Consider the following 18,565-nt stretch of genomic DNA (forward strand, 5'->3'; position numbering starts at 1 on the left):
CTCGGGCGGGGTCAGAGGTAGCTCAGACCCCGCCACCGGCTTCGCCGCTTCAGCCGGACCATCCAGAGGCAGGCCGGGTAGAGGGCCAGCGCGAACACCGCCGCGATCAGCCAGATCTGAAACGGGGCGTCGGCTTCGACCCGGCCGGAGGGACCCGCAAGGCCGAAGGCGGCGAGGCCGTCGTAGGTCAGGCGCAGGACCCACAAGTGCAGCAGGTAGAAGAACAGCGGCGCCCCGCCAAAGACGGTGAGCCAGCGTAGACGCCGTTCCGGCAGGCGCTCGAACAGCGCGAGCAGCAGCAGGCCGGGACCGAGGGTCGCGAGCAGGAAGTCGGCCGAGGGCGGATACTTGGTGAGGTTGACGAAGGACAGCGCGGTCGCGCCCCAATCCTGACCCGCCTGCCATGGATGCGGATCACCGTAGCCGTTGAAGCCGCGCAGGATCAGGAAGGCGGCGAGGCTCGCGAACCCGAGGGCGACGAGGCGTCGGCGGCGCGTGCCCGGATCGACGCCCGCGCCGTAGAGCGGCCCCAGCGCGTAGCCCGCGGCGATCACGCCGATCCAGGGCAGCACCGGATAGGAGGTGCGCGCCGCGCCCCAGGGCAGCGGGATCAAGCCGCGCTGATGCAGCACCGCCCACAGGGCGTAGCCCGGCTGATCGGGCGCGAGCACGAGGCCGTCGAGCGCGTTGTGCCCCAGCATGATCGCCAGGCCTACGCCGATCAGCGCCGGACGCGGCAGCCAGAGCAGTGCGGCGAGCGCCATCATGCTGAGCCCGATCGCCCAGATCACCTGCAGGTAGAGGATCGGCGGTAGGAGGGCACGGGTCCAGGCCAGGTTGACCAGGGTCGCTTCGAGGGCGACCAGGAAGAGTCCGCGCTTGATGAGGAAGGCGGAGGCCGCGGCGCGGCTGGCGTGCTTCTGCCCGTAGAGGCTCGCCGAGAGCCCCGTCAGCAGCAGGAAGACCGGGGCGCAGACATGCGAGGCGGCCCGCGTCAGGAACAGGCCGGGTGGGGTTGCCGCGAGGTTCACCGGGTCGCTCACCTGGGCGTGCAGGTAGAAGAACTCCCGCACGTGATCGACCAGCATCAGCAGCATCACGAGCCCGCGCAGGGCATCGATGGCGCCGATGCGGGTGCGTGGCGCGCCCCCCGCCCCGATGGGAGCCGGGCCGGGGGCCGCCGCCTGGCGAGCCCTCATCAGAACCGCACCGTCATCGTTCCGGTGAAGCGGCGGGGCGCACCGGGATAGACCCGGAAGCGGTTGAGGGAGCTCTCGTAATACTCGGTGTCGAACACGTTCTCGATGTTCAGCCCGAAGCGGAAGTTCTCGTAGCGGTAATAGGCGAGCGCATCGACCGCGATGTAGGCTGGCAGGGAGAAGCTGTTGACCGCATCCGCCGCCCGCTCGCCGACGCCGCGCACGCCGCCGCCGAGCCCGAGCCCCTTCCACGGGCCGGCCTGCACCTCGTGGACGGCGAGCAGGCTGCCGGAATGGCGCGGCACGTTGATGAGCGGCGTGCCGGCCGGCAAGGTCGGATCTTCGGTGACCACGGCCTCTGCGTAGACGTAGCCCGCCAGCAACTTGATCTCCGGCGTGATCTGGCCGGCGGCGGTCAGCTCGAAGCCCTGGCTGCGCACCCCGCCGACCGCCACGGAGAAGCCGCTGCCGTTGGCCTCCGGCGTCAGCACGTTCTGCCGGTCGATCCGGAAGGCGGTGCCGGTCAGCGCCAGCGCGCCGCCGTAGAGGTCGAGCTTGGCTCCGACCTCGTAGCCGATGCCGGTCTCCGGCGCGAACGGCCCGGAGGCGGCGACGGCGGCGGCATCGGGACCGATATTGGGGCGGAAACTCGTGCCGACATTGGCGTAGAGGGAGAGTTCGGGCAGCGGTTGGTAGACGAGGCCGGCGCGGGGCGTCGCGGCAAAGTAGGTCTGATCGACCTGGGACCGCGGGATACGCTCGCGGAACGACTGTTCGAAGAAGTCGAAGCGCACGCCGAGCAGCGCCTTCCATTCGGGGGTGAGGCTGATCTGGTCCTGCGCGTAGAGGGCGGTGTTGGTGATCCGCTCGAGGTTGTTGCGCGGGATGGTGATCGGCGGCAGCGGCTGGCCGTAGCGCGGATCGTAGATGTCGATCGCGTAGGGGCTCGTGCGGAAGTTCGAACGCAGATAGAGCACACGGCTATCGGTGCTCTCGCGCTCGAAGCCCAGCAGCATCGTGTGACCGATGCCGGCGGTGTCGAAGCGCCCGACCACCTCCGCTTGGCCGATCGCCGTGTCCCAGCGGTAATCGCGCACGTTGCGATCGCGCGAGACGGTGCGGTTGTCGGCGGCGATGGCGCGGATCTCGGCGGATTCGCCCTCCAGCGTGCCGGTGTTGAAGTGGGTGGCCAGCCGCATCTGCCAATCGGCGTTGAAGCGGTGATCGATGCGGACCTGCATCGTGTTGTTGGTCTGATAGGTGCTCTGGCCCGGTTCGCCGAGGAAGCGCGAGATCGGCAAGAGCCCGAGCCGCCCGTTGATGGCGATGACGCCGCGGTCGAAGACGATGCGGTTGCGCAGGAACTCCGTCTCGACGGTGATGCACGTGTCCGGCGTGATCTGCCAGCTCAGAACGGGCGCCACGAGCAGCCGGTCGCTGTCCACGAAATCGCGAAAACTGCCCTGGCGGCCGGCGGCGAGATTGAAGCGGTAGGCGAGCGTGCCCTCCTCGTTGAGCGCGCCACCGGTATCGACCGTACCGCGGAACTGCCCGAACGAGTCCCACAGCCCGCCCATCTCGACGAAGCGCTCGGCGGTCGGCTGCTTGGTGATGATGTTGACGAGCCCGCCCGGATCGCTGCGCCCGAACAGCCCGCCGCCGGGGCCTTTGAGCACCTCGACGCGCTCGACGTTCTGGGCGTCGGGCGGGGGCGGCGTGCCGCGGTTCAAGGGAAAGCCGTTCTTGTAGATCTCGGACGTGGTCACGCCGCGGATGGCATAGCTGAACACCGACAGGCCGCCGAAATTGTTCTGCTGCGCCACGCCCGGCGTGTAGTTGAAGACGCGATCGACGCGGGTGGCGGCGAGATCCGTGATGACCTCGCGCGGCGCCACGGTGACGATCTGGGGCACGTCGCGCTGGGGCGTGTCGGTCTTGGTGCTGCTCACCGCGCGGTCGGCGCGGTAGCCCGGCGTCGGCCCGATCAGGCCGATCGTGCCGACGGCGCTGGTCCGGCCGTCCGATGCGCCATTGCCGACGCCGCGGCCGTCGCCCTCGACCGCCAGTTCCTCGAGGGTGACCGATTCCTGCGCCCGCGCCTCCGGGCCGTGCAGGCCGGCGCAGAGCAGCGCGGCGAGCATCCAAGGCGGGCGCCGGATCGAGACGTCGATGGCGTTCAGGCTCGTCCGAACTGTCACAAGGCGCGCTCTGGCTGTTCGGACGCGGGGCCCGAGCGGGTGCCCCGCCGGGAGCGCAGGGGAACGCTCTCGCCGATCAGGCACGCCGCCGGAGCACCCCGCCCGGGGGACATCGTCGCGCCAAGGCAGGTCTCCTGGCTCACGGGTCAGCGCCCCCGTTCCGGCCTTCCCGGTGCAGGGCACCAGTGACCTTCGACGACGGAGGCTCGCCGCTTACAGTTGCGGGGGCAGCTTCGGCCTCGCCCGGACGGGCTTACCGAATTCCCTCTTAGCCCTCGGACATGCATCCGGGGAACCTTGGCCGCAGCAACTTCGCTGCGATGCGGCGCAGGGTCAACATGCCAACGAATGAAATGTAACAACATTACACAGCCTGTGGCTCGCAGAGCACAAGGCTCGGCGACGCTCGCCATGACTGCACACCGCGCCCGTCCGGGGTGGGGGAAAGGCCGCGCCTCGTGGCGCGGCGCAGCCGTCGAGAAACAGCATCGAACGTTTTTCAAAGGACGTGACCGAGCTTTAGGCAAGATTAACCAAGATCCCGTTGAATGACGAAGGCTTAAGGTTGATCCTTCCCTAATCGGCGAAGCCATCTCGTTTTGTCATTCTGGCACAGATAGGCCGGGGATGACGGCGGGAGGCCGTGTGGGATCCGCGTTGTCGAGTACCGCCCGCAATGGACATCGCCGAGCTCGTCCAGAGTCGCTCCGCCCGGCCCGTCATCCGCCGTCGGCGCCGCCCGCCTGTCGCGGCACTCGCGCTGACCGCCCTCGGCGGTCTCGCGGTCGCCGGGATGCTGCAACCGCAGAATCGTGCCGCGCCCGCCCCCGTGGAAACCGCGCAGGTCTCGGGCGAGGCCGAAGGACCGGAGACCGTGCAGGCCGCGCCCGGCGCGTTGGCCTGGATGCTCGACCCCACCCCCGTTCTCGACACCGCGCCCCGCGGCTTCGTCCCCCGGACCCCGCAGGTGTCCGCCTTCCGGGCGCCGCCCGTGGCGGAGCCTGCCCCATCGGAGCCGGTCACGACCCTGGCCGCCCTCCCCGCGGATCAGGCCGCCGACACCGCGCCCACCGTCACGCCGCGCCCGGCTGTGCCGACGGCCCGCCTCGCCCTTACGGTGCCGCTGCCGGTGCGGCGGCCCAACGAATTCCGCTACGAGCCGCGCATGCAGACCGCCCGGGCGGCGACGCCCCGGATCGCCACCGCATCCACGGCGCGCGCCTCCGCCGAGCCGACCCGCAGCGTGTTCAGCGCCGCGGTCACCGACAACCGCAACTTCCTCGAGAAGATGTTCGATCTGCCGGGCTCTGCCGCGCCGTCCTCGGACAGGGCGATGGCCTATGCCGGGCTCGACAGCGGGGCGGTCGATTCGGCCGCGCGGCGCCGCGTCGTGCCGGGCCCGGTCTCCGAGCCGGGGGTCGCCGTCTACGACATCAGCGCCGCCACCGTCACGCTGCCGAGCGGCGAGGTGCTGGAGGCGCATTCCGGCCTCGGCGTCGCCCAGGACAACCCGGACCACGTCCATGTCCGGATGCGCGGCGCCACCCCGCCCGGAGTCTACGACCTGCGGGAGCGCGAGGCGCTGTTCCACGGGGTGCGGGCGATCCGCCTCAACCCGGTCGGCGGCTCGGCCGCCATCCACGGGCGCGACGGCATCCTCGCCCACACCTACATGCTGGGCCCGAGCGGTGCCTCGAACGGCTGCGTCGTGTTCCGGAACTACACCCGCTTCCTTCAGGCCTATCTGAGCGGCCAAGTCCGGCGTCTCGTCGTGGTGCCCGGTACCGCCCCCGGAATCTTCGCCAGCCGGCGCAACGCCACGCCGCGCCGCTCGGCCTCGGCGGATTAACGGGTTTCCAAAGGGATCATCCCTTTGGCGGGGCATCGGGGCGGCGCCCCGATCTCTTTCCAGGGCTCTGCCCTGGACCCGCGAAAGGACTTGTCCTTTCGAAACCTGCTTTGGGCCCGTCAGGACTTGGCGACGGGCTTGAGCTTGAGTTGGTCGATGGCCCAGCGCCACGTCCCGTCCGATTGCCGGCGGGCCGACTCGACCGAGAGTCCGCCGTTCGGCAGCCGCGCGAAGGTGAGCGCGAGGTCGCCGTTGCGGATCGCCGGCAGGGTCTCGGGTTCGGGGAAGTCCGATTTGCGCGCGAGCAGATCCGTGTAGAAGCGGCGGATCTCGTCGTGGCCGGTCGCCACGATATCGCCTGCGGCCACCACGGCCTGCGGCTCGTACAGGGCAACCAGCCCCTCGGCATCGCCGGCATTGGCCCGTTCGTGGAAGAGCCGGGCCAGATCCTCCGGCTCGCGTGCCACATCCCGCTGCGTCTCGCTCATCGCTCGTTCCTCCCTGTCTGTTTCAAGCCTGTCTATTTCAGACGGTTGCCCTGACCGTCCCGCACCGCGACCGCCACCGGAACGCCAGCCTTGACGCTCTCGGACACGGTGCAGAACTGCTCGAACTGAGCGAGCACCCGGTCGAGCCGGTCCATCGATTCGGCGGGCGCGCCGAGCGCGATATCAACCTCGATCCCGACGAGGCGCAGGCGGCCTTCCGCGTTGCGGGCCACGCGCCCGATCGCCTCGGCGCTCACGCCCCCGCCCTCCTGCCGGTACTTGCCGAGCGCGAAGGCGAGGCTCGCGCACAGACAGTTGCTCACGGCCGCAATCAGCACCTGCTCCGGCGAGGGCCCGGTGCCGCCACCGATCGGCTCCGGCTCGTCCGTCAGCAGCGGCACGAAGCTCTCGCCGAAATCGATCCGGAACGCATAGGCTTCGATCTGCCGGATCCGAATGCTGTGTTTGTCCGACATCGTGACCTCCTCGCCTTCCTATCAACCCGCCGCTGCGCGATCTCGTTCGAGTCCGGCCGGGCGATCGCTCGAACGCGATCCCCCCGGTTTTTGGCTGGCCTCAATCGCCGGGGCCCGCCGCCGCGGACCGTGTCGGTTCCTTGCCCGGCTCCCCGGGCTTTCACGCCGCCAAGCCGCTCAAGCGGGTTCGCGCAATGCCCCTGGCCAGTCCGCACTGTGCCTTGACCTGCCATTCGCATCTGGTATACCAGATGCCAATGACGAGCCACCGGAAAGAGTGATCTCGACCCGGAAGGCCCGAGACCCGGGAAGCCAAGGAGGCAACGCCTGCCATGACCGAACGCGGCATCCTCGACAGACATCGCATCTCTCCGCTCACAGCGCGGCCTCAGGGCTAGCCGGCGGCGGAAGGGGGGCAACGGATGGCCCAATCGCAGACCTTCGACACGTCCGGGCTCGTCGCGGCGATCGGTGACGCGGTGGTGATCTCCGACGCGGACGGACGGATCGTCATCTGGAATCCGGCCGCCGAGCGGATCTTCGGCTACTCGGAAGCCGAGGCGCTTGGGCAGAGCCTCGACCTCATCACCCCGGAGCGTCACCGCCGCCGCCACTGGGATGGCTACGCCAAGACGATGCGCACGGGCGAGACCCGCTACGGCACGTCGCTGCTCAAGGTTCCGGCCCTGCACAAGGGTGGCCGGGCCCTGTCCATCGCCTTCACCGTCGCGCTGCTGCACGGCGCGGAGGGCGAAGTCACCGGCATCGCCGCGGTCATCCGCGACGAGACCGAGCGCTTTCAGGAAGAGCGCTCCCTGCGCCGCCGCGTGGCGGAGCTGGAAGAGGCTTTGGGCACCCTCGTCTGCGCCTGAGGCGGGGCGCCCGAGCCATTCAGCAATATTACCGACCGTAATATTTTTCGATTTTCCAACAACGACGACCCACAACGAAGTCGAAATAGGGAGAAGACTGAGATGACCCAGCCGCTCGACGGGATCAAAATCATCGATTTCACCCACGTCCAGGCGGGTCCCGCCTGCACCCAGCTCCTCGCGTGGTTCGGGGCGGATGTGATCAAGGTCGAGCGTCCGGGCTCGGGCGACGTGACGCGCAACCAGCTTCGCCACGTCGAGGACGCGGATGCGCTCTACTTCACGATGCTCAACTCCAACAAGCGTTCGCTGACGCTGGACACCAAGAACCCGCAGGGCAAGGAAGTCCTGGAAAAGCTGATCCAGGAATCCGACGTGATGGTCGAGAATTTCGGCCCCGGCGCGCTCGATCGCATGGGCTTCACCTGGGCCCGCATCCAGGAGCTCAACCCAGGCATGATCCTCGCCTCGGTGAAGGGCTTCTCCGACGGACACCACTACGAGGATCTGAAGGTCTACGAGAACGTGGCCCAGTGCGCCGGCGGTGCGGCCTCGACCACCGGCTTCTGGGACGGCCCGCCGACCGTGTCGGCCGCCGCGCTCGGCGACTCGAACACCGGCATGCATCTCGCCATCGGCATCCTCACGGCGCTTCACCAGAAGACCAAGACCGGCAAGGGCCAGAAGGTCGCCGTGTCGATGCAGGATTCGGTGATCAACCTCTGCCGGGTGAAGCTGCGCGACCAGCAGCGCCTCGATGCCATCGGCTACCTCGAAGAATACCCGCAATACCCGCACGGCGAGTTCTCGGACGTGGTGCCGCGTGGCGGCAACGCGGGCGGCGGCGGCCAGCCGGGCTGGGTGCTCAAGTGCAAGGGCTGGCAGACGGACCCGAACGCCTACATCTACTTCACGATCCAGGGCCATGCCTGGGCCCCGATCTGCAAGGCGCTCGGCCGCGAGGAATGGATCGACGATCCGGCCTACAACACCGCCCGCGCTCGCCAGGACAAGATCTTCGAGATCTTCGCCATCATCGAGGATTGGCTGGCCGACAAGACCAAGTTCGAGGCCGTCGATATCCTGCGCAAGTTCGACATCCCGTGCTCGCCGGTGCTGTCGATGAAGGAGATCGCCGCCGATCCGTCGCTGCGCGCGAGCGGCACCATCGTCGAGGTGCCGCACCCCAAGCTCGGCTCGTATCTGACCGTCGGCTCCCCGATCAAGTTCTCGGACCTGAAGGTCGACATCAAGGCTTCGCCGCTTCTGGGCGAGCACACCGACGAGGTCCTCGCGGGCCTCGGCTACTCGCCCGAGCAGATCGCCGCGATGCACGAGTCGCGCGCGGTCTGAGGGGAAGCGGCAGCGCGGGTCTCCGCGCTGCCCGCACAGGATGGCCAGTCTCTTACGGCCATGATCCTCCCGGGACGGGGCATCGCCCCGGGAGCGCATGACCGGGCATGACGCCCGGGTTTCTTCCTCCTCCGATGACTTTCCCGGGCCGACTCCGTCGGTCCGGTTTTTCGGTGTCCGGGCCCCTGATACGGCATCCGTTTGATCGAACTTGCGTCACGGCGGAAGCCGAGCGTTCCCCTCTCCCCGCGGGCGGGGAGAGGGGAAATCCGCCCTCCCGCAGGGATCAACCGGATTGAGACTGTCTCACTCACAAAACTCTCGATCTCTGACCGTTCTCGCGTTGGCGAGGACGGCGCGGCGGGCGTTTTCGAGAGACACTTGAATGGAGGCGCGTTCGCCCGCGCCGCCTAACCGAAGAAATCGCCCAGGAAGAAGTCTACGGCCTGGCTCACCACGTCGGGATGGTAGGCATGCGGACCGTCATACTCGACGTAGGTGAGGTCGTAGCCCGCCGCCCGAAGCAGCCGGGCGTGGTTGCGGGCGCTCCGGTCGATCGGAATCTGCTCGTCGCGGGTGCCGTGCGACAGGAAGATTTTGGGCGCACCCGCCTGCACCTGCACCGACATGAACCCAGCGGACGACACGATCAGGTGGCTGACCCGGTCACCGTTGGTGAGCCCGAGGGACAGCGCGTAGCTGCCGCCGTCCGAATGGCCCGCGAAGGCGAGATGGCCCGGATCGATCAGGAACCGGTCGGCCACCTCGGCGAGCGCCCGGTCGAGCCGCTCCCGGTCCGGCCCGTTGCCGGCGATCACGAGATCCCAGGTCGGGTGCAGCGATTGCGGCGCGAGCAGCAGGAAGCCGCGCTGGTCCGCATGGGCTTCCAGCATCGGCAGGATCTTTTCGGCACTGCCGCCGCCGCCGTGGAACAGGACGACGAGCGGCGTCGGCAGGCGGGGGTCGATGTGCTCGGGCACGCGGAGCATCGCGTCGCGGGTCTCGAACAGACCGAGCGCGTGGCGGCCCGGCGGCAGCGGCGGCTTGCCCGGCAGCCGCGGCAGGAAGGCGAGCCGGCCGGCGAGCCGGGGATCGAGGGCAACCATCGGATCGAAGGGGGAGGAGGACATGGGGCGTCTCGCAGGTGGAGCCCAACGCCGCCCCTCATGCTGAGGTGCCCGCGACAGCGGGCCTCGAAGCACCTCGGACCGGTCCTTCCCCATGCCCGGGAGGGACATCGGAAGGCTGTCTCGGGTCGTTCGCCGCGCGTGCTTCGAGGCTTTCGCTTCGCTCCGCACCTCAGCATGAGGGACGGAGGGGCTTGCCGGACAAAAAAGGACCGCGGCGCCCATTTCGGGCACCGCGGTCCGGCTCAGTCGAAGCGGTCGGAGGGCAGTGCCCGCCTCACTTCTTCTTCAGGGTGCTCTGCGGGTTGAGGCTGCCGATATTGCCGCTCTCGCTGCCGGCGGCCGGGTCGATCTCCGCATTGATGAGGGTCGGCTTACCGGAATTCATCGCCTCGTCCACGGCCCGCTTCAGCTCGTCCGGCGTGGTGACGTTCACGCCGACGCCGCCGAAGGCCTCCATCATCTTGTCGTAGCGGGAATTCTTGACGAAGACGGTGGTACCCGGATCGCGGCCGGTCGGATCGGTGTCGGTGCCGCGATAGATGCCGTTGTTGTTGAAGATGACGATGCAGACCGGCAGCTCGTAGCGGCAGATGGTCTCCACCTCCATGCCGGAGAAGCCGAAGGCCGAGTCGCCCTCGACCGCCAGCACCGGCTTGCCGGTCTCGACAGCCGCCGCGACGGCGAAGCCCATGCCGATGCCCATCACGCCCCAGGTGCCGACGTCCAGGCGCTTGCGCGGCTGGTACATGTCGATGATGCCGCGGGCGAGATCGAGGGTGTTGGCGCCCTCGTTGACGAGGATCGCGTCGGGCCGCTCCTTGATGACGGTCCGGAGCGCCCCGAGTGCCGAGTGGAAGCACATCGGCGAGGAGTCCTTCATCAGCTTCGGGGCCATCTTGGCGATGTTGGCCTCGCGCTTGCTCCGCAGCGTCTCCAGCCAGTCGGAGGGCGCGCCCTTCCAGTCCTTGCGGATGCCGTCGAGCAGCGCTTCGACGCAGGACCCGATATCGCCCACCACCGGCGCGACGATCTCGACGTTCGAGTCCATCTCGCGCGGCTCGATGTCGATCTGGATGAAGCGCTTCGAGCCGGGCTCGCCCCAGGTCTTGCCCTTGCCGTGGGAGAGCAGCCAGTTCAGGCGGGCGCCCACCAGCAGCACCACGTCGGAATCCTTGAGCGCGGTGGAGCGGGCCGCACCGGCCGAGAGCGGGTGGGTGTCGGGCAGGAGGCCCTTGGCCATGCTCATCGGCACGTAGGGGATGCCGCTCTCCTCGACGAGCGCGCGCACCGCCTCGTCGGCCTGGGCGTAGGCCGCGCCCTTGCCGAGGATGATGAGCGGACGCTCGGCCGACTTCAGCACGTCGAGCGCCCGGGCGATGGCGGACGGGGCCGGGAGTTGGGCCGGGGCCGCGTCGATCACCTTGACCAGCGAGCGCGCGCCGAGATCGGCGTCGATGACTTGCGAAAAGAGCTTGGCGGGCAGATCGAGATAGACGCCGCCGGGCCGGCCGGAGACGGCGGCACGGATCGCGCGCGCCACGCCGATGCCGATATCGGCGGCGTGCAGCACGCGGAAGGCGGCCTTGCAGAGCGGCTTGGCGATGGCGAGCTGATCCATCTCCTCGTAGTCGCCCTGCTGCAGATCGACGATCTCACGCTCGGAGGAGCCGGAGATCAGGATCATCGGGAAGCAGTTGGTGGTGGCGTTGGCCAGCGCGGTCAGGCCGTTGAGGAAGCCCGGCGCCGAGACTGTAAGGCAGATGCCCGGCTTCTTGGTGAGGAAGCCGGCGATCGCGGCGGCGTTGCCCGCGTTCTGCTCGTGGCGGAAGGAGATGACCCGCAGACCCTCGGCCTGGGCCAGACGGCCGAGATCGGTGATCGGGATACCGGGCACGTTATAGATCGTCTCGATGCCGTTGAGCTTGAGCGCGTCGATGACGAGGTGGAAGCCATCCGTCAGCTCCGGCTCCTCGTGGGGCATCGCGCCCGCGGTGATCGCGTCGATGTTCTGGGCCTGGACGGTCATGCGGCGTTCTCCCTTATGGTGCGGATGCTCTTGTCCGGCGCGGGGCCCGATGGCGTCAGGCCGGGCTCGTTTCGCGCCTGCTGCTGCGCCGCGCGCAGCGTGCGGACCGGTCTCGAGTGGCCGGTCTTGTTGCGACACATCTGGCATACCAAATACCAATGAGTCGGTCAAACGAAACACGTGGCTCTGCGTGCCCCCACGTGAGGCGCCGGAGGAGCGGTCGAAACAGGGGCTGCGGGGGTCGCCGGATCCAGGGTTTCGGGGATGACGCGTCGAGAGACAGGCCGCCCGGCATCCGGCGGCCATGGTTCCTCGAAGGGAAGTCCGACGGCGGACTTGTCTTCAGCGTTTTCTGATCACACTCGGCACGGTCCCGAAGCGCGATCCGGCCTCGTCGTGGGTCGCCGGCCAGATTGGCTACGGGTCGAGACACCGGCCCGCTGTGACACCGCGAAAGCGTTGAAGGCATGGTTGGCGAAGGGCGGCCGAGGGGCCGGCGCGAGGAACTCCGCTGCCGGGAGTTCGGCTGGGGCGGCCGCCGCCTCGACGCGAGCCGTCGAGGCGGCGGACCATCATTCGAGGCCCTCAGGCCAGCGTCACGGCGCGAGCTTCCGCCGCGTCGGCGATCTCAGCCTCCGCCGCGAGGTAGCGCCGCCGCATCGGCTTCAGCACGAAGACCGCCAGCGCCGCGGCCAGGATGTTCAGCCCGATGATGAGGCCGAACACCGCCGACCAGCCGTAGGACGCCGACAGCACGCTGGCGAAGGGGACGAGGAAGGCCGCCGTACCCTTGGCCGTATAGAGGAGGCCGGCGTTGCTGGCGGCGTAGTTCGAGCCGAACGTGTCGCCGCAGGTGGCTGGGAACAGCGAGTAGATCTCCCCGAACACGCCGAAATACATCGCCGTACACAGAACGAAGACGACCGGATTACGCCCGTAGCCGAGGAGCAGAATGCAGGCCGTCGCCGCAATCACGAAGGCAATGAACATCGTGTTCTCGCGGCCGATGTTGTCGGACACCCAGCCGAAGAAGGGCCGGCCGAACCCGTCGAAGATGCGGTCGAGCGAGATCGCCAGGGTGAGCGCGGCCATCTGCAGGCCGAACAGGTTCATCGTCACGTCGGCGACCTTGAAGTCGTGGGCGATCGGCGCGATCTGCGCCGCCGCCATCAGGCCGCCGGAGGCGACCATCACGAACATCGCGTACATCGTCCAGAATACGGGGGTGCGCACCGCTTCCTTCGGGCTGCGGTCGATCTTGGTCTGGGGAAGGCGCAGGTTCTTGCGCCGGATCGGCACGGCGACCGAGGGCTTGCGCAGGAAGAAGGACAGCAGGACGACGACCGCGCCCTGGCCGAGGCCGAACACGAGGAAGGCCTGGGCATAGCCGCTGGCGGCGATCATGTTGGCGATCGGGATCACCGTGATCGCCGCGCCCGCGCCGAAGCCCGCCGCGGTCGCGCCCGCCGCCAGCCCGCGCCGGTCCGGAAACCATTTCAGGGCGTTGCCGACGCAGGTGCCGTAGACCGAGCCCGCGCCGATGCCGCCGATCACCGCGGCGGTGTAGAGCAGGAAGAGGGAGTCGGCATAGGCGTTCAGGGCCCAGGACAGGGCGATCATGACGCCGCCGAAGCAGACCACGATCCGCGGCCCGTAGCGATCGACGAACCACGTCTCGACCGGCACGAGCCAGGTTTCGGTGGCGACGAAGATCGTGAAGGCGAACTGGATCGCCGTACGCCCCCATTGGTGCTGCGCATCGATCGGATCGACGAAGAGCGTCCAGCCATACTGAAGGTTGGCGATCATGGCCATGCAGAGCACGCCGAAGGCCAGTTGCCACCACTTGGTGGAAGGCGCATCCGAAGGCGCCTGGAGCGGCGCGTGTTGCTCTGCCGGTTGGTGTACCATCCGGTTCTCTCCCTGAACGTTTCTCGTGCTCCCCTGGCGCCGCATCATGCACAATGATGCTAGGCATACAATATACCAGAGCAGAAAGTCCGTCCGCGATGCTGCGGCAACCCGGCACACCGGGCGACGGCATCGGCGCGCGCACTTCAAAGAATGCGCGGCGTCGGGACCGGAAAACGCGTCGGCGCGCACCGGGCGTCTGAGCCCGGCACGCGCCGACATTCTTCGAAAGGCCGGGCGGCGGCCCGGCCTGTGCGCGGCCTCAGTGGGCGGAGACCGTCTCCGGCTTGGCCTCCAAGGCGGCCGACTCCCGCGTGTAGGCCTGCCGCATCGGCTTGAGGACGAAGATCGCCATCAGCGCCGCGAGGATGTTGAGCGCGGCGGCCGCCAGGAACACCGCGTGCCAGCTCCCCGTCATCGTCGTGAGGATGCTGGTATAGGGCACGATCAGCGCCGCCGTGCCCTTGGCGGTGTAGAGCAGGCCGGCATTGGTGGCGGCGTATTTCGAGCCGAAGGTGTCGCCGCAAGTCGCTGGGAACAGCGAGTAGATCTCGCCCCAGGCGAAGAACACCAGACCGGTCAGGATCACGAACAGGATCGGGTCCTGGCCGAACTGGCTCAGCAGGTAGATGCCCACACCCTCGATGCCGAAGGAAAGGAACATCGTGTTCTCACGGCCGATATGGTCGGAGATCCAGCCGAAGAGCGGGCGCGTCACGCCGTTGAGCACCCGGTCGATCGTGGCGGCGAAAGTCAGCGCCGGCAGGGTGATCCCCAGCAGGCTCACCGGCACGTCGGCGATATGGAAGTCCTTGGCGATGGGGCCGAGCTGGGCGGTGGCCATCAGGCCGCCGGCCGCCATCATCACGAACATCGCGTACATCACCCAGAAGATCGGGGTGCGCACCATCTCGCCGGGCGTGAAGTCGCGGCGGCTCTGGCTGACGCGGGCGATCTCGGGCACCTGCCCCTTCTTCGGCGCCACCAGAAACAGCGCGATCAACATCACGATCAGGCCCTGGCCGATGCCGAACCAGAAGAAGGCGGCCTCGTAGCCGTAATGGTGGATCACCGCCTGGATCGGCACAACGGTGAGCGCCGAGCCCGCGCCGAAGCCCATGGCGGTGAGGCCCGCAGCCAGACCGCGCCGGTCGGGGAACCACTTCAGCGAATTGCCGACGCAGGTGCCGTAGACCGCGCCCGCACCGGTGCCGCCAACGGCCGCCCCGACATAGAGCAGCCAGAGCGTGTCGGCGTAGGCGTTGATCACCCAGGCCAGCCCGCACAACAGGCCGCCGACGAGCGTCACGGCCCGCGGGCCGTACTTGTCGACGAACCAGCCCTCGATCGGCACCAGCCACGTCTCGGTGAGGACGAACAGGGTGAAAGCGACTTGGATCGCGGCGCGGTCCCAGCCGTGCCGTTCCTGCATCGGGTTGACGAAGAACGTCCAGCCGTACTGCATATTGGCGATCATGCACATGCAGACGATGCCGAACACCAATTGCAGCCATCGGCTCGTCGGTGGTGGAACGTATGTTGTCGTGGGTTGGGTCATGGACGCATCTCCAGTGTACGCTCGATTTTTCCGAGCTTTTTGGCCGCTCAATTTCTCGATTATTTTTCGAATATGACTTTAAATATTCTCTGACGCGAAATGACTGCCTGAGCAGACCATCGCGTTCTTCCGGTCGATTCTTGGGGCCGCATCCCACTCGATCACATCGGATCGGCGGATCCGGACCATCGTTTCAACGCGCCCTCTTTCGACGAACCGGCAGCTACCTCGTCGGAATGCGCTCACGAAGCCGAAGGCACCGCCCCGGACGAACTCTCCCGGTTCCCGGGGACACCCTGCGAGGACGACGGCAAGGCTTTCGCGCAGCCCTGGATCAGGGGCAGGACATGCCTCGGATCATGCCGCACCGGCCTAACGGAGGACGTCCAAGCAGGTCGATTTGGCGGGTCGATCTTGCCAATCCCGCCCGGACGCCGGCACCATAATTCAAAACGCAGGATTGACAATAGGTATGCTGTATACCAGCCTGCGTTCAAAGGCGGCCCCGTTCGAGAGGCATGCCGATGGAGGAGCGCCGTGTTTGGAACGATGCGCCGTGAGCCGGATGCCGCGGGCGTCCGCACCATCCACCGGGACCGATCCGTGGCCGAGGCAGCGCAACTCCTCGCCCAGCCGGGAACGGGCGCGCTCGTCGTCGTCGAGGGCGATGCCGACGCAACGGTGACGGGTCTGCTGACCCAGCGCGACATCTTCCGCGCGGTGGCGGCCGAGGGCCCCGAGATCTACAGCCGCAGCGTCTGGCTCATCACCGATCACGACTTTCCCGCGGTCGATGTCGGCGCTTCGGCGCAGGAGCGGCTGAAGACCTTCTGCGAGCGGAAGGTCGATCACATCGCCCTGATGGATTCCTGCCGCATCAGCGCGATCCTGAGCATCTGGGACTGCGCTGGCCAAGGGGTCGGTCAAGGGGTCGGTCAAGATCGTAGCCGAGATCTTGGCCAAGCACCGGCGACAAACCCGCCGGCATTGCCGCATACGTGAAGGCGCACGGCTCACAGTGAGCGCAAATGGAGCGCCGGACACGACGCATCTCGTTATGGATTCATGCCTGCCGGGAGCAGGCACCGTTTACCGAGCGTTGTGCGAGAACGATCCGGAACAGGTTGGAAGACGAGTCCGAGAAAAGGCGTCAGCCATGGAAAACCCGATGAAATATCTGACCGTCGTCGAATGCCCGATCGTCTTTCCGGGCGAGAACGAATTCGGTGCGTCGAGCATCGATATGCTTCCCCGTCTCGGCATCGCCGGCGGGCTGGAGAGCCGCCACATCCGCGTTCTGGACGAGCGCATCATCGCGGTGTGCATCTGGCGCAGCTCGTTCTGCGCCAAGCTGTTCTTCGACACCGCGTGGCACGAGCGGGCGGCGAGCCTGTGGGGCGAGGCCTACCAGATCCGGTTCGAGGCGATCGAGAACGCCTCCGCCGCCTGATCGAAACCGGGAGGGGCGAGCGATGACCGACGCCGCGCCGCCCCTCTCCGACAGGTTTGCAGACGAAACCGCCGGCACCGCCCTCGCGGACGAGCCGGCCTTCCACGCCTGGAATCCCGGCCTCGAACCCGGCCTGCCGCGGGCGATGCGCCCGCTCGCGACGGTGTTCCGGCCCGAGAACGTCCGCCTGCCCTTTTCCGAAATCCTCGAACTGTCCGATTTCAGCGGCCTGCCCCCGACGCAGCTCGCCCTCTTCCGGCCTGAGCGCCTCGCGGTCCACGAGGTGCTGATCCGGGTCATGGCCGATATCTCGGTCCCCGTCGGCGAAGTCTACGCCGATCTCGGACTGAACTTCCGGCGCATCGTCGGTACGCTGCTGCGCGAGGGCGTGATGCACCGCCTGGACGCGGTCGCGGCCATCCTCGACGCGGTCCGCGCCGAGGCCGATGCGGCGCTGGAGTGCGAGCTGTCGGCCCTGTTCGACGAGGCGCCCGCGCCGCCGCCCGAACCGGTCTCCGCCTGGGCCGGGTGGCTCCGCCGCCTCGGCCCACGCGAGCCGCCCTCCCCTTGCCCGTCCCCTGCCCCATCGCCTTCTCTGGCCGGCGACGGGCAGGCTCGCATCCTCGCCCGCCTCGACGAACGATGCGCGGCCGCGAGCGAAGCCGAGAGTATGGAGAGCGCCGCCCGCGAGGCCCTGCGCACGGTGTTCGGCCATGTCATCGCCCGCCAGGGCATGCTGATCCGCGACCGCACGCTGCTGCGGCGGCTCGCCGGCATCCTCGTCACCAACCGTTGCGGCAGCGACCGGATCGGCGCGCTGATCGCGCCCTGGATCGAGTCGGTCGCCGCGGCGCAGGGCTACCATCGGCCCGCACCGCAAGCGCAGCCGGTGGTGATGACCGTCAAAGGTGCCTCGGCCTCGGGCAAGAGCACGATCCGGCCCTATCAGCGCGACCTCGCCGGACGGATCGGCGCACAATGGCAGGACTTCGCCGTCATCACGCCCGACGTCTGGCGCAAGTTCCTGCTGGACTATGACAGCTTGGGCGAAGCGCGCCGCTATGCCGGGCCGCTGACAGGCCACGAAGTCGAGATCATCGATGCCAAGCTCGACCGCTACATCACCCGCAAGGCGGCCGGCGGCCGCCTCTCGCACCTGCTGATCGACCGATTCCGCTTCGACAGCTTCTCGACGGAGGCCGGCAGCGACGGCGCTGGCCAGCTCCTCACCCGGTTCGGCCAGCGCGTCTATCTGCAATTCATGATCACTCCGCCCGAGGAAACCGTGGAGCGGGCCTGGAAGCGGGGCGAGGAGTTCGGACGCTACAAGGCGGTCGAGGATCTGCTCGCGCACAACGTCGAGGCCTTTACCGGCATGCCGCGGCTGTTCTTCACCTGGGCGCTGCGCCGGGACCGTCCGGTCACTTACGAATTTCTCGACAACAGCGTGCCAAAGGGCGCGCGTCCGCTCACCATCGCCTTCGGCACGAACGACGCGATGACGATCCTCGACGCCAAAGCCCTGCTGGCGATCGAGCGTTATCGGCGGATCGATATCCGCGCCCGCGCGGCGGCCGACGTCTATCGCGGCGTCGCCGACGCGCCGGAGGCCGAGGCGCGTTTTCTGCGGGAGGCCTTGCGGCAAGTGTCCGTGGTGCGCTTTGCCGATCGGGAGTCGGGGCGGGTCTTCGCGCGCTTCGAGAACGGTCGTCTCGTCGGCCTCGACCCGGTGGGTCTCGCCGCCGCATGCCGGGAGGCCGGGACCGCGCGGGCGCTCTCAGCGACGGGCCTGACGAAGCACACCGCGGGCGTCGCCCCGCTCGACGAGGTTCTCTGCCCGGACGAAACCTCGACCCTCGGCGCATGGGGTCCGAAGGCAGGCCGAGCGACCTCCTGAACCGCTGCCATGCTGCGGTGCGACATCGGCAGGCGTCTGTCACGCCGTCGCCAGCGGCAGGGATTGCCGCCGGATTCGCGCGCCGTCAGATCAAGGCACAACATTCACATGCACGTGACGCATGCATGTGTCTGGTATTTTGTACTTCATATCCCAAA

At 68.1% G+C, this 18,565-nt stretch carries 14 protein-coding genes and 1 riboswitch; of the genes, 6 read left to right on the top strand and 8 right to left on the bottom strand.

The features are described 5' to 3' along the window. Positions 1-11 precede the first annotated feature (11 nt). Both Y590_RS04810 and Y590_RS04815 read right to left on the bottom strand, forming a co-directional pair. Positions 12-1,199, bottom strand: coding sequence for an acetyltransferase domain-containing protein (locus Y590_RS04810; protein ID WP_060768867.1), 1,188 nt, complete (start codon positions 1,197-1,199; stop codon positions 12-14). Beyond that, entirely contained in the window at positions 1,199-3,340 is a 2,142-nt protein-coding gene (locus Y590_RS04815) for a TonB-dependent siderophore receptor (RefSeq protein WP_502689511.1), read from the bottom strand. The genes Y590_RS04810 and Y590_RS04815 overlap by 1 nt, the downstream gene beginning before the upstream one ends. Positions 3,341-3,504: 164 nt before the next feature. Beyond that, positions 3,505-3,712: riboswitch (cobalamin riboswitch) on the bottom strand. A gap of 361 nt (positions 3,713-4,073) precedes the next feature. On the opposite strand from Y590_RS04815, the gene Y590_RS04820 reads away from it, so the two are divergent. After that, on the top strand, positions 4,074-5,246 hold the full coding sequence (locus Y590_RS04820) for a DUF2778 domain-containing protein (RefSeq protein WP_060768869.1): 1,173 nt from the start codon (positions 4,074-4,076) through the stop codon (positions 5,244-5,246). 119 nt (positions 5,247-5,365) lie between these two features. Here Y590_RS04820 and Y590_RS04825 read toward each other — a convergent pair whose 3' ends face one another. Both Y590_RS04825 and Y590_RS04830 read right to left on the bottom strand, forming a co-directional pair. After that, positions 5,366-5,734: a YybH family protein gene (locus Y590_RS04825; protein ID WP_060768870.1), complete on the bottom strand. Its 369-nt coding sequence runs from the start codon at positions 5,732-5,734 to the stop codon at positions 5,366-5,368. 32 nt (positions 5,735-5,766) lie between these two features. Continuing rightward, on the bottom strand, positions 5,767-6,210 hold the full coding sequence (locus tag Y590_RS04830; protein WP_003602635.1) for an OsmC family protein: 444 nt from the start codon (positions 6,208-6,210) through the stop codon (positions 5,767-5,769). 422 nt (positions 6,211-6,632) lie between these two features. Here Y590_RS04830 and Y590_RS04835 point away from each other — a divergent pair, with 422 nt between their 5' ends. Continuing rightward, complete coding sequence (locus Y590_RS04835) at positions 6,633-7,082, top strand: PAS domain-containing protein (protein ID WP_060768871.1); 450 nt, start codon at positions 6,633-6,635, stop codon at positions 7,080-7,082. A gap of 102 nt (positions 7,083-7,184) precedes the next feature. Then, complete coding sequence (frc, locus tag Y590_RS04840) at positions 7,185-8,435, top strand: formyl-CoA transferase (RefSeq protein ID WP_060768872.1); 1,251 nt, start codon at positions 7,185-7,187, stop codon at positions 8,433-8,435. Between the two features lie 410 nt (positions 8,436-8,845). Here the strand turns inward: frc and Y590_RS04845 are convergent, their stop codons facing one another. The 4 genes from Y590_RS04845 to oxlT (Y590_RS04860) all read right to left on the bottom strand — a co-directional run bounded on the left by Y590_RS04845 (position 8,846) and on the right by oxlT (Y590_RS04860) (position 15,060). Beyond that, positions 8,846-9,565, bottom strand: a complete 720-nt coding sequence (locus tag Y590_RS04845) for an alpha/beta hydrolase (protein ID WP_060768873.1) — start codon at positions 9,563-9,565, stop codon at positions 8,846-8,848. 274 nt (positions 9,566-9,839) lie between these two features. Then, entirely contained in the window at positions 9,840-11,591 is a 1,752-nt protein-coding gene (gene oxc, locus Y590_RS04850) for an oxalyl-CoA decarboxylase (protein WP_060768874.1), read from the bottom strand. Positions 11,592-12,176: 585 nt separating this feature from the next. Continuing rightward, positions 12,177-13,502 (bottom strand): oxalate/formate MFS antiporter, encoded by a 1,326-nt coding sequence (oxlT, locus tag Y590_RS04855; protein WP_060768875.1) that lies wholly within the window; start codon positions 13,500-13,502, stop codon positions 12,177-12,179. Between the two features lie 262 nt (positions 13,503-13,764). Next, positions 13,765-15,060: an oxalate/formate MFS antiporter gene (oxlT, locus tag Y590_RS04860; RefSeq protein ID WP_060768876.1), complete on the bottom strand. Its 1,296-nt coding sequence runs from the start codon at positions 15,058-15,060 to the stop codon at positions 13,765-13,767. A gap of 537 nt (positions 15,061-15,597) precedes the next feature. On the opposite strand from oxlT (Y590_RS04860), the gene Y590_RS04865 reads away from it, so the two are divergent. From Y590_RS04865 to Y590_RS04875, 3 genes are all read left to right on the top strand, one after another. Continuing rightward, the gene (locus Y590_RS04865) at positions 15,598-16,062 is read left to right on the top strand and encodes a CBS domain-containing protein (protein WP_060768877.1); all 465 of its coding nucleotides are present in this window, start codon (positions 15,598-15,600) and stop codon (positions 16,060-16,062) included. Between the two features lie 166 nt (positions 16,063-16,228). Beyond that, on the top strand, positions 16,229-16,510 hold the full coding sequence (locus tag Y590_RS04870; RefSeq protein ID WP_060772161.1) for a hypothetical protein: 282 nt from the start codon (positions 16,229-16,231) through the stop codon (positions 16,508-16,510). A 22-nt stretch (positions 16,511-16,532) separates the two neighbouring features. Then, a complete protein-coding gene (locus Y590_RS04875; RefSeq protein WP_060768878.1) occupies positions 16,533-18,407 on the top strand; it encodes a DEAD/DEAH box helicase family protein in 1,875 nt (624 codons plus the stop codon). Positions 18,408-18,565 lie beyond the last annotated feature (158 nt).

This window comes from Methylobacterium sp. AMS5, assembly GCF_001542815.1.
Taxonomy (GTDB): domain Bacteria; phylum Pseudomonadota; class Alphaproteobacteria; order Rhizobiales; family Beijerinckiaceae; genus Methylobacterium.

Coding starts and splice junctions, on each gene's coding strand:
- Y590_RS04830 (WP_003602635.1), bottom strand. CDS start 6,210: ATGTCGGACAAACACAGCATTCGGATCCGGCAGATCGAAGCCTATGCG.
- Y590_RS04820 (WP_060768869.1), top strand. CDS start 4,074: ATGGACATCGCCGAGCTCGTCCAGAGTCGCTCCGCCCGGCCCGTCATC.
- Y590_RS04835 (WP_060768871.1), top strand. CDS start 6,633: ATGGCCCAATCGCAGACCTTCGACACGTCCGGGCTCGTCGCGGCGATC.
- Y590_RS04815 (WP_502689511.1), bottom strand. CDS start 3,340: ATGCTCGCCGCGCTGCTCTGCGCCGGCCTGCACGGCCCGGAGGCGCGG.
- Y590_RS04875 (WP_060768878.1), top strand. CDS start 16,533: ATGACCGACGCCGCGCCGCCCCTCTCCGACAGGTTTGCAGACGAAACC.
- oxlT (WP_060768876.1), bottom strand. CDS start 15,060: ATGACCCAACCCACGACAACATACGTTCCACCACCGACGAGCCGATGG.
- Y590_RS04845 (WP_060768873.1), bottom strand. CDS start 9,565: ATGTCCTCCTCCCCCTTCGATCCGATGGTTGCCCTCGATCCCCGGCTC.
- oxlT (WP_060768875.1), bottom strand. CDS start 13,502: ATGGTACACCAACCGGCAGAGCAACACGCGCCGCTCCAGGCGCCTTCG.
- Y590_RS04825 (WP_060768870.1), bottom strand. CDS start 5,734: ATGAGCGAGACGCAGCGGGATGTGGCACGCGAGCCGGAGGATCTGGCC.
- Y590_RS04870 (WP_060772161.1), top strand. CDS start 16,229: ATGAAATATCTGACCGTCGTCGAATGCCCGATCGTCTTTCCGGGCGAG.
- frc (WP_060768872.1), top strand. CDS start 7,185: ATGACCCAGCCGCTCGACGGGATCAAAATCATCGATTTCACCCACGTC.
- Y590_RS04810 (WP_060768867.1), bottom strand. CDS start 1,199: ATGAGGGCTCGCCAGGCGGCGGCCCCCGGCCCGGCTCCCATCGGGGCG.
- oxc (WP_060768874.1), bottom strand. CDS start 11,591: ATGACCGTCCAGGCCCAGAACATCGACGCGATCACCGCGGGCGCGATG.